This is a genomic window from Candidatus Polarisedimenticolia bacterium, assembly GCA_036004685.1.
GTDB lineage: Bacteria > Acidobacteriota > Polarisedimenticolia > Gp22-AA2 > AA152 > DASYRE01.
On record DASYRE010000006.1, the window covers coordinates 1 to 14,816 of the forward strand.

Annotated in this window: 12 protein-coding genes; 3 read left to right on the forward strand and 9 right to left on the reverse strand. The window is 67.6% G+C overall.

Annotated elements, in window-relative coordinates:
* Positions 1-23 precede the first annotated feature (23 nt).
* Positions 24-710, reverse strand: coding sequence for a nucleotidyltransferase family protein (locus VGR67_00690; protein HEV8334918.1), 687 nt, complete (start codon positions 708-710; stop codon positions 24-26).
* Positions 673-3,297, reverse strand: a complete 2,625-nt coding sequence (locus tag VGR67_00695; protein ID HEV8334919.1) for a helicase C-terminal domain-containing protein — start codon at positions 3,295-3,297, stop codon at positions 673-675. Before VGR67_00695 ends, VGR67_00690 begins: the two co-directional genes overlap by 38 nt.
* Before the next feature lie 51 nt (positions 3,298-3,348).
* Here VGR67_00695 and VGR67_00700 point away from each other — a divergent pair, with 51 nt between their 5' ends.
* Positions 3,349-4,083 (forward strand): SDR family oxidoreductase, encoded by a 735-nt coding sequence (locus VGR67_00700; GenBank protein ID HEV8334920.1) that lies wholly within the window; start codon positions 3,349-3,351, stop codon positions 4,081-4,083.
* Positions 4,084-4,450: 367 nt separating this feature from the next.
* Here VGR67_00700 and VGR67_00705 read toward each other — a convergent pair whose 3' ends face one another.
* Positions 4,451-5,971, reverse strand: coding sequence for a hypothetical protein (locus tag VGR67_00705; protein HEV8334921.1), 1,521 nt, complete (start codon positions 5,969-5,971; stop codon positions 4,451-4,453).
* Positions 5,972-7,183: 1,212 nt separating this feature from the next.
* Between VGR67_00705 and VGR67_00710 the strand changes: the two genes are divergently transcribed.
* Together VGR67_00710 and VGR67_00715 are read left to right on the forward strand one after the other, a co-directional pair.
* A complete protein-coding gene (locus tag VGR67_00710; protein HEV8334922.1) occupies positions 7,184-7,645 on the forward strand; it encodes a hypothetical protein in 462 nt (153 codons plus the stop codon).
* Between the two features lie 142 nt (positions 7,646-7,787).
* Positions 7,788-9,311 (forward strand): ATP-binding protein, encoded by a 1,524-nt coding sequence (locus VGR67_00715; GenBank protein ID HEV8334923.1) that lies wholly within the window; start codon positions 7,788-7,790, stop codon positions 9,309-9,311.
* Positions 9,312-9,372: 61 nt separating this feature from the next.
* Here the strand turns inward: VGR67_00715 and atpC are convergent, their stop codons facing one another.
* The 6 genes from atpC to VGR67_00745 all read right to left on the reverse strand — a co-directional run bounded on the left by atpC (position 9,373) and on the right by VGR67_00745 (position 14,816).
* Positions 9,373-9,792, reverse strand: coding sequence for an ATP synthase F1 subunit epsilon (gene atpC / locus VGR67_00720; protein HEV8334924.1), 420 nt, complete (start codon positions 9,790-9,792; stop codon positions 9,373-9,375).
* Between the two features lie 6 nt (positions 9,793-9,798).
* Entirely contained in the window at positions 9,799-11,238 is a 1,440-nt protein-coding gene (gene atpD, locus VGR67_00725) for a F0F1 ATP synthase subunit beta (protein HEV8334925.1), read from the reverse strand.
* A gap of 28 nt (positions 11,239-11,266) precedes the next feature.
* Positions 11,267-12,124 (reverse strand): ATP synthase F1 subunit gamma, encoded by an 858-nt coding sequence (gene atpG / locus VGR67_00730; protein ID HEV8334926.1) that lies wholly within the window; start codon positions 12,122-12,124, stop codon positions 11,267-11,269.
* A 14-nt stretch (positions 12,125-12,138) separates the two neighbouring features.
* Positions 12,139-13,674 (reverse strand): F0F1 ATP synthase subunit alpha, encoded by a 1,536-nt coding sequence (gene atpA, locus VGR67_00735; protein ID HEV8334927.1) that lies wholly within the window; start codon positions 13,672-13,674, stop codon positions 12,139-12,141.
* A complete protein-coding gene (gene atpH / locus VGR67_00740; protein ID HEV8334928.1) occupies positions 13,675-14,217 on the reverse strand; it encodes an ATP synthase F1 subunit delta in 543 nt (180 codons plus the stop codon). It abuts the gene before it with no gap.
* Positions 14,218-14,414: 197 nt separating this feature from the next.
* On the reverse strand, positions 14,415-14,816 hold the full coding sequence (locus tag VGR67_00745; protein ID HEV8334929.1) for a polymer-forming cytoskeletal protein: 402 nt from the start codon (positions 14,814-14,816) through the stop codon (positions 14,415-14,417).

Genomic DNA, 14,816 nt, shown 5'->3' on the forward strand with positions numbered 1-14,816 from the left:
GGGGCTGCGGAGATAGGATCGAGCTAGGCGATGCGCCCCTTCTGCGCCTGGCCCGCCGAGAGCTCGCGGCGGAAGACGTCGCGGAGGCGGCGGTAGTCGTCGGGGGTATTCATGTCCTCCACCACCCCCGGGTTGGGGACCTCCACGTGGACGATCCCTCCCAGCTCGAGCGCGTCCCGGGCGGTCCGGCCCTGAGGGAGGTCGAGGAAGACATCGCGCATCTTTGCGCGACAGAGTACGGGGTGGCCGCGGCGCTCCTTGTAGGTGGGGATGAACACCCTCTCCGGTCCGCTGTGCGCGCGGTGCGCCAAGACCAGAGCGGCGAAGTCCAACTTCGTCACCAGCGGATAGTCGACCGGCTGGAAGAGGAACGCCTCCAAGTGCTCCTTCTCCAGCGACCGCAATCCGATCTTCAGGGACTCGATCTGCTCGCTCTCCGGCGCCCGGTTGATGACCCAGGAGAAATCCACCCCGATGCCGGCGAAGGTGTGCGCCGCCCGGATCTCCTCCGCACGGTGGCCGATCACCACCACCACCCGGCCCAGGCCCGCCGCCGCTGCGTTGCGCACCGCCAGTTCCAGGGCGGTCCAATTGCCGAAGCGCAGGAGCGCCTTCGGCTCTCCCATCCGCGTGGAACGCCCCGCGGACAAAATGATCAGGGCCAATGAACTATCAACGACCGGGGGGTTCAGGGCATTCTCCTCCCCCACGCATTGTACGCTGCGGAGCCCCCGGGCTGAAGAACTCTCCCAGCGACTGCAGCACCTTCCCGGTGCTGCCCCGCAGGAAGCGGGTGGGCGGCAGAGAGCGGAGGAAGGTGCGGCCATAGGGTTTGGTGATGATCCGGCGGTCGAGCACCACCACCACTCCGCGGTCCGAGGCGGACCGGATCAGGCGCCCGAACCCCTGCTTGAACTTCAGCACCGCCTGCGGCACGGTGAAGGAGGCGAAGGGATCCGAACCGCGCTGGCGCAAATCCTCGGCGCGGGCCAACTGCAGCGGTTCGGAGGGGACGCGGAAGGGCAGGCGGGTGATGATCACGCAGGAGAGCGCCTCGCCCTTCACGTCCACACCTTCCCAGAAGCTGTCGGTGCCGAAGAGCGCGCGCGGCGGCCCCTCGCGGAAGCGATCGAGGAGCTCGGTCCGGCCGCTCTCGCCCTGGCACAGCGCTCCGATGCCCGCGGAGGCCAGGGGCCCGCGCAGCGACTCGCAGGTGCGCCGGAGGAGGCCGTAGGCGGTGAAGAGCACGAAGGCCCGGCCGCGGCTCCGCAAGAGCACCTCCAGCACGGTCCCCCTCACCGCCTCCTCGTAACCTCCCGAGCCGGGATCGGGGAAGTCGTCGGGCACCAGGGTCAGGACCTGCCGCGGGTAGTCGAAGGGCGAGGGGAACTCTCCGAAGCGGAACCGCTCCTCCTCGATCTGATCGAGGCCCAGCCGCTCGCCCAGGTAGTTCACGCTCCCCTCCACCGACAGGGTCGCGCTGGTCATGACCACCGTCCGCACCGGGTCGTAGACCGCCGACTTGAGGTCGTCCGCCACGCGGATGGGCGCGCTGGCGAAGGTCACCGCCCGACTGCGTGGATCGCCGCGCCGCCCCCGCACCTCCACCCAGCGCACCTGGCCCTTCTCCTCCGTGCTGCGAAAGAACTCCAGGTCTGTCCGCACTTTCGCCAGCCGGTCGCGAAGCGACGTCGGCTCGAAGAGGAGGGCCTTGCGGCGCTCTTCCGTTAGCGAGGAGGCGTTCTCCAGAGCGCCGACGACCCGCTCGGCCTCCTTGACGACGATGCCGATCTCCTCGCTCACGGCACGCAGGCGCTCGTCGATCGCATCCCGGAAAGCCGCCTGGGCGGGGGCATCGGTGAGGCGGATCTTCAGGTCCTCCTCCTGGGGATCCCTGACGGTCCCGTACTCCACGTCCTTGCGGCCGCGAGAAGCCTCTTCCTGCGCCAGCGCCAGCGCAGAACCAAGCTCTGCGTCGACCCGCGCGGCGATGTCCGGCAGGTCCGCGAGGAGGCCGCGCTCGAGCCTCTCCGCCGCCACCGGAACGCCTTCGCGGCGCAGGGTCTTCGCCAGGTGCGGCAGGACGCCCTTCTTCCGGTCGCGGGGGGAGACCAGGCGGCTGAAGCGGCTCTTGAACCCGAGCTGCGAGATGCGGACCCCCAGGTACTGGGAAGCGACGTCCTCCAGGTGGTGAGCCTCGTCGAAGATCACCCGCTCGTAGCCCGGCACCACCAGGTCGATCTGGTAGTTGCCGATGACCCGGCGCACCGCAAGATCGGCGAAGAAGAGGTGGTGGTTGACGACCACGATGTCCGCCTTGAAGGCCGCGCGCTTCGCCTGGTAGTAAAAGCATTCTCCGTAGAACGGGCAGAGCACCTTGAGGGACTTGTCGGTCTCGGACATGGCCTTTTCCCACACCCGGTCCGGCGGCGGAGCCCCCAGCTCGGCCAGGCTCCCCTCGCTCGCGGTCTTGGCCCAGGCGATCAGGTCCCGGAGTTGCCGGACCTCGTCCTCCTTCTCGACGAGGTCTCCGACCCCTTCCTTCTCGATCTCGGCCAGCTTCCGCTTGCAGGCGTAGTTGCCCCGGCCCTTGATCAGCGCGTACTTGAACTTCACCTTCAGCGTTCGCTCGAGGAACGGCAGGTCCTTGCCGATGAGCTGCTCCTGGAGGTTGATGGTGTTGGTGGAGACGATCACCCGAGAGCGGTTCTGCACGGCCCAAAGGATCGACGGGACCAGATAGCCGAAGCTCTTCCCGACGCCGGTGCCCGCTTCGAGCGCCACCACCCGGTTCCCGTTGAGCGCCTCGGCCACCTCCCGCGCCATGGCCACCTGCCCCGCGCGCGCCTCGTAGTCCTTGAGCGCCCCGGCCAGGGGGCCGCCGCGGCCGAAGACCGCCTCCACCTCCGCCGGGTCGACGGGCTGCGGTCCCGGGGGTCCCTTCCGGAAGGGGGACACCACCAGGTAATGCCGCTCGGCGCGGTTGTCGATGATGGCGAAGCCGACCTCGCGGTTCGCCAGCTCATGGGCGACCGCGAAGTCGGCCTCCGAGGGCTCGAGGCGGCCGCTGGGATGGTTGTGGATGGCCAGGTCCCACTCCTCCGCCCGCCGGATGATGGCCGGGACCGCGCTCCGATTGCCCCGCGCCGCCACGTCCACTTCCGCCACCCGGGCCGTGGTTTCATCGTCCCAGGCGAGCCGCGCCAGGAAGAAGACCTCGTTCCCTCCCGCCTGGTCGATGGCGGCGGCCAGGCTCTCCCGGACGGGAGGCGGGATCACGAGGCGGATGTCGGCCATGTCTGAAGTGGTGCATCTTACCGCCCAGCGGATGGATTACGATATGCGGCCATGAAAGACGAGCTCGCAACGTTTCGGGAACAAGTGGCGATCGTGACCGGCGCGGGCCGGGGCATCGGCCGCAGCGTGAGCCTCGCCCTCGGCCGGGCGGGCGCGCGGGTGGTCCTGGCGGCGAGGAGCGGGGACCAGCTCGAGGCGGTGGCCGGGGAGATCCGCGAGGCCGGGGGCGAGGCCATGCCGGTGCCCACCGATGTCTCCCGTGAGGAAGAGGTGCTCCCGCTCTTCGCGGCGGTCAAGGAGCGGTTCGGCCGTCTCGACGTCCTGGTCAACAACGCGGGCGCCGGCGCCTTCGGGCCCCTCGAGGAGTTTACCGCAGCCGACTTCGACCGCGTCCTCTCCACGAACCTGCGCGGCACCTTCCTCTGCGCCCGCGAGGCGCTGAAGATCATGAAGCCCCGCCGGAGCGGGACGATCATCAACATCTCGAGCGTGGTGGGGTTCAAGGGCTATCCCCGCCAGGCGGCCTATACGGCATCGAAACACGGGGTCATGGGCCTCACCAAGTCCCTGGCCGCGGAAGCCCAGGAATTCGGCGTCCGGGTGAGCGCCGTCCTGCCGGGAGGAGTGGACACCGAGCTGGCCGCGCAAGCCCGGCCCGATCTCCACCCCGAGAAGCTCCTCCAGCCCGAGGACATCGCGCGCACGGTGATGTTCCTCCTGTCGCTCCCCGAGCGCGCGGCGATCGACGAGATCTACATCCGCCGTCGTTCGAGCCAGCCGTTCTGAAGCAAGGAGAAGTCCGGTGAAGACCTACCTCATCCGCGGCGGAGTCGAAGGCAAAAAACTGATCCCGTCCTTCTCCTCGCGTGCGTAGAGGACCTGCGGCGTAGCCCCGGATTTGCTCAACCCGGCCCGGAAGACCCACTGGCCGACAGCCTGACTCACGTTGGTCCCCGGGGGGGGCCGGGAGGTTGGAAGGGTCGATGCTTCTCGATGGTGACCACGAGCCATCCGCCGCCGGGCGATGCTGAAATCGAGGTGAGGAACTTCTCCTTTCCTCCCTCAGCCCCGCCGGGGGGTGATGCCGCGCGGATCGCAACGGTTTCCATGCAGAAGAGAAGCACGAGAGCTGAAGCAGAGGGCGCCCGAATCATCACCGCACCTCCGGCGGCACGTTTCCGTACGACCATGGCGCCTTGAAGGGCGGGGCCGGGGGCGGGAGGGGCGTCTTCCCCGGAGTCAGGCGGCCCGAGAGCTCCAGGCCGGCCTCCAGCATGGCGCGGCCGGCGGTGGGCTCGAGGTTCGAGTAGCTGGTGAGGCGCGTCTCGTATCCGCCGCCGCCGGGGCCGAGGGCCTCCTCGGTCGGGACGTAGCCCGAGCAGCCGTTCGCCAGTTCCACCACCCAGGTGAAGGGGAAGCGGCTCCTCCGCTTGAGCTCCAGGCCCAGTTCCACGAAGTACTCCGCGGGGTTCGAGACGAACACCGCCGGCCCCACCTGGATCGCCTGCACCTCCACCTCCTCCTCGGGCTGCCGGGCGATGAAGGCGTCGAGGAGGACGATCTCCTTGGCGAAGATCCACTCCGCCGAGTCGGCATCGGCCCCCGGCCTCTCTACCAACTCCAGGGAGCGCCGCACGCGCTCGGGATCGGGGATCCGGCGCTTCACCTTGAAGACCCGCGAGAGCGTATCGACCGGCCCGCCGTGGCCCGGCTCCGCGCGGAGGAGGACCTTGATCGCCTCCGCCCCCACCGACCCTCCCACCCGCCGGGCCTGCAGGTCACCCGAGGGGTCCGCGTAGGGACTCAGGTTGTCGACCTGGGTGATGTCCCCGCAGGCGCCCTGGAGGAAGACCACCGTCGCCTTCGTTTCCAGGCCGCCCTGGATGGTCCGCTCCAGGTAGTGGATCCAGTTGGCGGAGAAGCCGGGCGGGCTGGTGGTGGCGTGGCAGGAGAAATTCACGATCACCCCGAGCAGGGTTCCCCCTTTGTCCCAGGCGCCGATGACCCCGACCTCCGGATCGATGGGTCCGGCATACCCCAGCGTCTCGGGGTTCCCGCGGCCGGGATGGGTGAAGGTGCCGCCGCCTTTCATGCGCATCCGCCGGTTGAAGGACACCCGGTCCTCCTTCCCCGAGCCGAAGCTCAGGCGGGCCTCCACCGCCTTGCCGCTCGCCTCCGCCACCGCGTCCACGATCGCCGCTTCGACGCGCCGGAGGTAGCGGGGGTCCGCGGCCGAGGACTTACGGTAGGCGAGGTCCTGGACCACCGGGGAGGCGTGGTCGAACTCCCCCGGGAGCACCATGCCGGTGGGGCCCGAGGAATGGGAATGCGAGGCGCCGATCATCACCCGGTCCGGCGCGATCCCGCAGCGCTCCCGGATCGCCGAGCGCGCGACCAGCACCGTTTCCCGCCGGAGCATCAGCGCATCGACGCCCACCAGCGCCACCCGCTTCGAGCCGTCGTCGAACACCGCCGCCCGGACCTTGCAGGGGTCATGCACCGATCGGCCGTAGACCTTGCCGTAGTTCCCCGGCATCTCCATGCCGATCTCCGGGGTGATGTCGCGCTCGGCGAAGCCTGCGCGGAACGGGGCGGGCGGACCCCGCTCCTCTCCGGCCGGCGTGCCAGCCGAAAGAGTGAAGATCACGCTCCAGGAGAAGGTGCAACCGGTCATGGGTCCCCCGACTTCGTCTGCCGTCCGTCGTCCGTCGCTGTCAACTGTCGACTGTCGACTGTCGACTCAAGGAAGGCCAGGTTCCCCAGGTGGGAGGCCTGGGCCGAGCGATCCCAGGCGGGGGATCGATCATGCCGGGATCTTAGCCTTTCACCCAGCTCGCGGGAAGTGAGAGGCAAGCTGCCCGCGGCGTCCCACGGGGGACACGCATGCCGGCGGCTTTTACAAGGTGCCGGGGGTCCTCGGTCCCGCCCGGAACTTCGCCGGTCGAAAAGGTGATTCCCCAGGCCCTCTTAGGGAACGGAAGATGCCGTGATACGACTGGAACGATTCTTGCTCTTATTGGAGTCGACAGGCGCGCTGGCTTGGAGGCGCGGTTCGGGAGTAGGAAGGAACTGTTTCCAAGGTGACTTGGGAGCCCCTTTCTGGCGCGCCTGTCGTTTCTCCCCCGGGGCTCATGGGGCGCCCCACTCTCTACCTGACTTTCAGGTCCGCCGCCGAGTACTACTCGATACCGCTTGCGGCAGGTACGGGCGGCGCAGCCGGACCGGGAAGCAGCGCAACCGTCCCCTCGGGGGGACCGAGGGGGGAAAGCACCGGCCGTCCCCTCGGGGGGATCGAGGGGGGAAAACACAGGGATTCCTCCGAAGCCTTCTTGCGAAAGAGAGCATGGACTTTCTCGCAGGAATCCTGCTCGCGCCCCTTCCGGGAAGTCACAGGGCCGGCACTCATCGGGCAGGCCCCGGCGCTCGCGGCATCCTTCGAGGCGGAGAACGCACCCGCCCCCAAGAGGAGGACTCCCACCAGCACAAACAGGCCGGCGGCGAGGAGGAACGACCGATTTTTCAGAAACCGCATGCAGGGACAGTTCATACCGGAGAAAGGTACCTCGCCCGGCGCAGGTTGACAAGGAATACCGGAGGGAGATGGCGCCGGGCCCCGCGGGTAGACTCTCTAAGCTAAGTACAGCACCCCGTAAAAAAGGGGCCGATTTGAGCGGCGTCCTTGCCCGGATGCTTCGTTGCGCTCGGTCGACGGCCGGCTCCGCAAGGCCGCCTCCCTCGCGCGCCTCGCCTGCGGGCAAATCCGCTCGCTCAAACGTCTTCCTCTATATTTCTTGTCGTGTCCCAGAATTCACGTAGATCTTTGGGTTTGCTGGCTTCCGAGGCGAATTCGGCCCCCCTTCTACGGGGCGCCGCACTAAGGGAGAGCATGGAAGACCACCCGACGATCGATCCCGGCAAAGCCGGCGGCGATGCGGCCCTGGGCCCTCTCCTCGGCGGCGAAGACCGGGACTCTCTGGTCGCCCGCGCGCTGGTCATGGGCGTGCCTGCATTCATGCGGAGAGCCCGGGCCCTCGAGTGCCTCGTCGAAAAGCTCCACGCCTCCATCGCCGCCGAACGCGAGAAGCGCCTCAAGTGGGTCTTCCCCTGCGGGCGCGAGTTCGGAGCGGGGGAACTCAGGAAGCGGGTGCGCGCTTTCAACCGGAGGTGGCTCCGCTTCCTCGAAACGGTCCCCCTCGACGAGGTCCGCCGGGCGCAGGAGGATTACAACCGGTACTATCCCATCGAGAGGGAAGTGGCGCTCCCCGGGCTCCCCCCCGCGCCTTTCCGGGAGATCCCGCTCCTCGAGCGTTCGGACCTCCGCGGGCTCTTCCCGCCGCTTCAGGAATAAAAGGCACGCCGTCCAGCTTCGGTCCCCTTACCGGGTATCCCTTCTTGAGAACCGGTGGGGGAGTCTGCTATTCTCGGCCTCCTTAATGACCCCTTCATCAGAACTGGTTGAGGTTGTCCAGCGGCTGTCCTTTTGCCGCGACATGAGCGCCGTCATGGCCATCCTCCGGGAGGCTGCCCGGAAGCTGACGGAAGCGGACGGCGTGACGGTGGTGCTCCGGGAAGGCGGCCACTGCCACTACGTGGAGGAAAACGCCATCTCCCCCCTGTGGAAGGGCCGGCGGTTCCCGATGAGCGCCTGCATCTCCGGCTGGTGCATGCTCCATCGGAAACAGGTCGCCATCCCGGACATCTACGCGGACCCCCGGATTCCCCACGAGGCCTACCGGCCGACCTTCGTCAAGAGCCTGGCCATGATTCCCATCCGCTCGGAAGACCCCATCGGGGCCATCGGCGCGTACTGGTCCGAGGGTCACCTGGCAACTCCGGGAGAGATGGCCATCCTGCAGTCCCTCGGGGACTCGGCGGCCATGGCCATCTCCAACGTTCAACTCATCGCGTCCCTCGACGAATCCAATCGACGAAAGGACCGGTTCCTCTCCATGCTGGCACATGAACTCCGCAATCCGCTGGCGCCCCTCCAGACCGCAATCCACCTCCTCAAGCTGCGGGGGAACGAACCGGAGAGGGTCGCGGAGATGCAGGAGGTGATGGGACGCCAGGTCAAGCACCTCACTCACATGGTCGAGGACCTCCTCGAAGTCTCACGTATCACGCACGGGAAGATCACCCTGCGCCGCGAGCGGGTCGACCTGGCGCGCCTCGTCCGTCAAAGCGTCGAGGACCACCGAGCGCTCCTGGAGGCTTCCGGAGTGAGCCTCGAGGCCGAGGTACCCCAGGTCCCCCTCTGGGTGGTGGGCGACCCCACCAGGCTGGCCCAGGTCATGAGCAACCTCCTCGACAACGCCGGAAAGTTCACGCCGGCGGGGGGGCGGGTGACGGTGAAGCTTGCGGCGGGGGACGAGGCGGTGCTGACCGTTTGCGATACCGGCATCGGAATCGAGCCGGACGTCCTTCCCCGCATCTTCGAGTCCTTCACCCAGGCGGATCACTCCCTTGACCGGCCCCGAAGGGGGCTGGGCCTGGGGTTGTCGGTGACCAAGGGCCTGATCACGCTCCATGAAGGAAGCATCGAAGCGGAGAGCGCGGGAGCGGGCAGGGGCGCGAGCTTCACGGTCCGGCTTCCGCGGGAGCCGGAGCTGCCCGCGCTCCTGGAAAGGTCCCACGCCACCAGAGCGGCCTCGAAGCGGCTGCGGGTGCTGGTGGTGGAGGACAACCGCGACGCGGCCGAAACCCTGCGGCTCCTCCTGGTGGCCTGCGGCTACGAAGTCTTCGTGGCCTACACCGGCCCCGATGGAGTGGAGGCGGCGGGGTCGACCAGCCCGGACATCGTGCTCTGCGATATCGGGCTTCCCGGAATGGATGGATTCGGCGTGGCCGCCGCGCTGAGGCAGAGCCCCACGACCGCCCACGCGAGGCTCATCGCGGTGACCGGGTACGGCCAGGAGGAAGACCGGCGCCGGGCGCTCGAGGCGGGCTTCGATGTCCACCTGGTGAAGCCGGTCGACCCGGAGAAGCTCCTGAGCCACCTGAACGCGGCGAGTTGACGGCTCCGCAACCGCCTCCTCTTCCTCCGCTCGAGCCCCCTCGCCAGCCGCCAGCCTCAGTTTACCCCGCCACCCGCGCCCGCGAAGCCACCTTGACCCGAGCGGCCGCGGCGCGGATGAGTTCCAAGCGCTCGGCGAGCGCGTCGGCCGGGGTCCCGGGAGGGGTCGGCTCGTCCCGGAGCCGCCTCAGCTCCTCCTCCGCTCTGGCGCGATCGATCGCCCGCGCGGGCTCGGCCCGCGTGGCGAGGACGAGCACCTGGTCCTTCAGGATCTGCAGGAACCCGCCGGAGAGGAAGAACCGCTCCTCGGACTTCCCCGAGGCCGGCCGCACCCGAAGCTCTCCCACGCCGAGCTGACCGATGAGGGGAGCGTGGCGGGGGAGGATGCCCAGCTCGCCGTCCAGGGCCGGCACGACCACGAACATCGCCTCCCCCTGGTGCACGAGCCCCTCCGGCGTGGTGATGGAGAGCTTGAGCGGCATGGCGGGCTACTTGTTCTCCACCTTGAGCCGCTCCGCCTTCTCCACCGCCTCGTCGATGCTCCCCACGTACATGAAGGCGGCCATGGGCAACGAGTCCCACTTCCCCTCCACCACCTCCTTGAAACTCCGCACCGTCTCGGGGATGGTCACGTACTTCCCGGCCATGCCGGTGAAGGCGCTGGCCACGCTGAACGGCTGGCTGAAGAACCTCTCGATCCTGCGCGCGCGCTCCACCACGATCTTGTCCTCCTCGGAGAGCTCGTCCATGCCCAGGATGGCGATGATGTCCTGAAGGTCCTTGTAGCGCTGCAGGATCCTCTGCACCTCGCGCGCCACCCGGTAGTGCTCCTCGCCCACGTACTGGGGGCTGAGGATGCGCGATGAGGACTTCAGGGGATCGATGGCCGGATAGATCCCCTTCGAGGAGATGCCGCGGTCGAGCACCGTGGTGGCGTCCAGGTGGGTGAAGGCGGTGGCCGGCGCCGGGTCGGTCAGGTCGTCCGCCGGGACGTAGATCGCCTGCACGCTGGTGATGGACCCCTGCTTGGTGGAGGTGATCCGCTCCTGCAGCTCGCCCATCTCCGTCGCGAGAGTCGGCTGGTAGCCGACGGCGGAGGGCATCCTGCCCAGCAGCGCGGAAACCTCGGAGCCGGCCTGCGTGAAGCGGAAGATGTTGTCGATGAACAGGAGGACGTCCTGGCCTTCCGCGTCGCGGAAGTACTCGGCCACCGTCAGCCCGGTCAGCCCCACGCGCAGGCGGGCGCCCGGGGGCTCCGTCATCTGCCCGTAAATCAGGGAGACCTTGGACTTGGAGGGGTCCTCCGCGTTGATGACCCCCGATTCCTGCATCTCCACCCAGAGATCGTTCCCTTCGCGGGTCCTTTCTCCCACACCGGCGAAGACGGAGAAGCCGCCGTGCTTGAGGGCGACGTTGTTGATCAGCTCCATGATCAGCACCGTCTTGCCGACGCCGGCGCCGCCGAACAGCCCGGTCTTTCCCCCTTTCATGTACGGCTCGAGGAGGTCGATCACCTTGATCCCCGTCTCGAACATCGCCACTTCGCTCGACTGCTGCTCGAAGGAGGGGGGCTCGCGATGGATGGGCCACCTCTCCTTGGACGTGAGCGGCCCTTTTTGATCCACCGGCTTGCCGATCACGTTCATCACCCGGCCCAGCGTCTCGCGCCCGACCGGGATGGAGATCGGCTCGCCGAGATCGACCGCCTCCATGCCGCGCACCATCCCTTCGGTGGGCTCCATCGCCACGCACCGGACGCGGTTCTCCCCCAGGTGCTGCTCCACTTCCGCCGTGACGTCTATTTCTCCTTCGCCGTCTCCCATACGCCCCTGAATTCGCACGGCGTTGTAGATGGGAGGGAGGTGATCCTCCGGAAACTCGATGTCGATGACGGGACCGATGATGCGGACGACCTTTCCTTGGCTCATTCGGCGATTCTCCCTAAGCCCGGAGGGATCATTCGAGCGCGGCGGCTCCGCTGACCACCTCCAGGATCTCCTTCGTGATCCCCGCCTGGCGGACCTTGTTCATGTTGAGGGTGAGGCTCTCGATCATGTCGGCGGCGTTGTTGGTCGCCGAGTCCATGGCGGCCATCCGGGCGCCTTGCTCGGAAGCGGCCGACTCCAGCAGCGCGCGGTAGACCTGGATCTCCACGTGTTTCGGCAGGAGCCGGTCGAAAAGCTCCTTCTCCTCCGGCTCGTAGATGTAATCGGTGGGGGGCCCGGGACCCTCGAGGGCGAGCTGCTCGATGGGAAGGAGCTTTTCCGTCACGACCCGCTGCTGAATCGCCGACTTGAATTCGTTGTAGACGAGGTACACGGCGTCCAGGTTCAGGGCGACGTAGCCGTCGATCAGCTCGCGGGCCAGCTCGGCGGCGTGCGCGTAGGTGACGTTCCGGAAGATGTCCACCAGCTCGCGGCGGACGGAAACCCGCCGGCGCCGGAAGAAGTCGCGCCCCTTCTTGCCGACGAGGGTGAGCGTCAGCTGTTGGCCCTCGCGCCGCCCCATCTCCTCGAGGGCAGCCCTGACGATGTTGGCGTTGAACCCGCCGCACAGTCCCCGGTCCGCGGTGATCACGACCAGCTCCACCCGGCCGTCGCCGCGCCGCGCCAGGAGCGGATGTCCTTCCGGATTCGCGCGGGCGGCCAGGCTGTTGAGCACCTGCAGCATCCGCCGGGCGTAAGGGCGGGCGGAGAGGATCCGCTCCTGGGCCCGGCGGAGCTTCGTGGCCGACACGAGCTTCATGGCGTAGGTGAGCTGCTGCGTGTTCTTCACGCTTCGGATGCGCGTGCGGATGTCCCGGAGATTGGCCATCGAGTCGCGCCGCCCTAGGCGCCGGCCGCGACGGCGGAATGCTGGGCGACGAACGCCTCCCGGAACTGCTCCAGGAGCGCCTTGAGCTCCCCGCGAATCTCCTCGTCGAGGGCTTTCCGCTCGCAAAGCTTGCGCTGCGTGGCGGCGCCGGCGGTGTCCAGATACTGATAGAGCCCCTTCTCGAACTCCCGCGCCAGCGAGACTTCGATTCCGTCCAGGAACCCGTTGATGGCCGCGAAGACGATGATGATCTGCTTCTCGACGGGCAGGGGCGAATACTGCCCCTGCTTGAGAATCTCCACCAGCCGCTCGCCCCGGGACAGCTGGGCCCGGGTGGCCTTGTCGAGATCGCTTCCGAACTGGGCGAAAGCGGCCAGCTCCCGGAACTGGGCCAGGTCGAGCCGCAGCGTCCCGGCCACCTGCTTCATCGCCTTCACCTGGGCGTTGCCGCCGACGCGCGAAACGGAGAGCCCGACGTTGACGGCGGGACGGACCCCCGAATAGAAGAGATCCGACTCGAGGAAGATCTGGCCGTCGGTGATCGAGATCACGTTCGTGGGGATGTAGGCCGAAATGTCGCCCGCCTGCGTCTCGATGATCGGCAGCGCCGTCAGGGAGCCGCCTCCCAGCTTGTCGTTGAGCTTCGCGGCCCTCTCCAGCAGCCGGGAGTGGAGGTAGAAGACGTCGCCGGGAAACGCCTCGCGGCCGGGGGGACGCCGTAGGAGAAGGGAAATCTCACGGTACGCCGCGGCGTGCTTGGAGAGATCGTCGTAGATCACCAGGGCATGTTTGCCCCGGTCGCGGAAATACTCGCCCATCGCGCAGCCGGAGTAAGGGGCGATGTACTGCATGGTGGCCGGCTCGGAGGCGGAGGCGGAGACGACGACGGTGTGTCCCAGGGCGCCGTACTCCTCCAGCGTCCGGACTACCTGCGCCACGGTCGATTTCTTCTGTCCGATGGCGACGTAGATGCAGAGGACGCCGGTCCCTTTCTGGTTGATGATCGTGTCCAGGGCGACGGCCGTCTTTCCCGTCTGCCGGTCCCCGATGATCAGCTCGCGCTGTCCCCGTCCGATGGGAATCATGGCGTCGATCGCCTTCAGTCCCGTCTGAAGCGGCTCCTTGACCCCGCGGCGATCCACGACGCCGGGAGCCAGGCGCTCGATCGGCATGCTCAGGTCGGAGGGAATGGGTCCTTTGCCGTCGACGGGCTGGCCGAGGGCGTTCACGACGCGTCCCACCACCGCGTCCCCGACGGGGACCTGCATCAGCTTCGAGGTGCGCCGGACTTGATCGCCTTCCTTGATGTGCGTCGTCTCGCCGAGAAGCACGGCGCCCACGCTGTCCTCCTCGAGGTTCAGCGCGATGCCGTAGACGCCGTGGGGAAGCTCGAGCAACTCCCCCGCCATCGCCCGATCGAGCCCGTAGATCCGGGCGATCCCGTCGCCGACCGAGACGACGGTGCCCACTTCGCTCTGATCGATGTCGACCTCGAAGCCCTCGATTTGCCGCCGGATGATCTTGCTGATCTCGTCCGCCTTGATCTCCATTCACCTCTCTCCGATGAGCTGCTCTTTCAGCCTTCTCAGCCGCGCCGCCACCGTGCCGTCGTACAGGACCGACCCGATACGGGTCCGCGCGCCCCCGAGGACGGCCGGATCCACCCGGGTTTCGAGCCGGACCGTCTTGCCGGTGAATTTCGCCAGCGTTCCCGCGAGCCTTTCTTTCAGGGCCTCCTCCAGGGGAACAGCGGTCGTGACTTCCACCGAGACGCGGTTCGAGGACTGCTCCTCGATCCGCCGGAATGCGGCGCTGATCTCCGGCAGGAGATCCACCCTCCCTTTCTGGAGCAGGATCTGAATCAGCCGCGCGACGGGAGCGCTGAGCCCCGACTTTTGCGCGATCGTCTCGAAAGCCTGGCTCTTCGCGGCGGCCGGGAAACCGGGATTCAGCAGGAAGTCGCGCAAGGGCCTCGACTCTCCGAAGAGGCGCGCGATCCGTTCCAACTCCCCGGCGGTGCCTTCCAGATTCGATTTCGCGCGAATCGCATCAGCCAGGGCCCTCGCATAGCGGGCGGACAAGGTGCTCTGCATCGTCGTTCGTCGGCCTCGTCATCGCACACAAATCGGCGCGCAGATTGGGCGGGGCAGTCGATCTGGACCGATCCCAGGCGGGCCTCCCGCGATGGGAAGGCCGGATCGGGCCCTTCCGCCGGTGAGAAAAGAGCGACTTAAATAGCACGACGTCAATGAAGAGTCAACCGCAGCGGCGCGGTGGCGTGGCGGGTGGATCAGGACTCGGGAAGGCCCCCGCCGCCTTTGACTTCCTTGAGCTCGTGTCTCCGGGCGGTGTTCATGCTGATGGTCCCTTCGAAGACTCCGCCTTCCTCGACGATCAGCCCGGGCTTGTCCATCACGAGCTCCCCCTGGACGTGACCTCGCGGATGGATGGTGATCCTCTCCTTGATGCGCAGGGTCCCGGTCACCCTGCCGCTCACCGAGAGGACACCCACTTCGATCTCGGCCTCGACCTCACCGGTCTCTCCGACCACGAGCTCCTTCTCGGAATAGAGCTTGCCGGTCACTTTGCCGTCGATGCGGAGGATGTCGGGGAAGCGAATTTCGCCACTGATGACGGTCCCCTCTCCCAGAAAGCCGCTGATGTCGTCCTGGTTCGCCCTCGTCTCTCTCAT

Excerpts from the sequence above, each read along its gene's own strand:
- atpG (HEV8334926.1), bottom strand. The coding sequence starts at position 12,124 with ATGGCCAATCTCCGGGACATCCGCACGCGCATCCGAAGCGTGAAGAAC.
- VGR67_00715 (HEV8334923.1), top strand. The coding sequence starts at position 7,788 with ATGAGCGCCGTCATGGCCATCCTCCGGGAGGCTGCCCGGAAGCTGACG.
- atpA (HEV8334927.1), bottom strand. The coding sequence starts at position 13,674 with ATGGAGATCAAGGCGGACGAGATCAGCAAGATCATCCGGCGGCAAATC.
- VGR67_00705 (HEV8334921.1), bottom strand. The coding sequence starts at position 5,971 with ATGACCGGTTGCACCTTCTCCTGGAGCGTGATCTTCACTCTTTCGGCT.
- atpC (HEV8334924.1), bottom strand. The coding sequence starts at position 9,792 with ATGCCGCTCAAGCTCTCCATCACCACGCCGGAGGGGCTCGTGCACCAG.
- VGR67_00745 (HEV8334929.1), bottom strand. The coding sequence starts at position 14,816 with ATGAGAGAGACGAGGGCGAACCAGGACGACATCAGCGGCTTTCTGGGA.
- VGR67_00695 (HEV8334919.1), bottom strand. The coding sequence starts at position 3,297 with ATGGCCGACATCCGCCTCGTGATCCCGCCTCCCGTCCGGGAGAGCCTG.
- atpH (HEV8334928.1), bottom strand. The coding sequence starts at position 14,217 with ATGCAGAGCACCTTGTCCGCCCGCTATGCGAGGGCCCTGGCTGATGCG.
- VGR67_00710 (HEV8334922.1), top strand. The coding sequence starts at position 7,184 with ATGGAAGACCACCCGACGATCGATCCCGGCAAAGCCGGCGGCGATGCG.
- atpD (HEV8334925.1), bottom strand. The coding sequence starts at position 11,238 with ATGAGCCAAGGAAAGGTCGTCCGCATCATCGGTCCCGTCATCGACATC.
- VGR67_00700 (HEV8334920.1), top strand. The coding sequence starts at position 3,349 with ATGAAAGACGAGCTCGCAACGTTTCGGGAACAAGTGGCGATCGTGACC.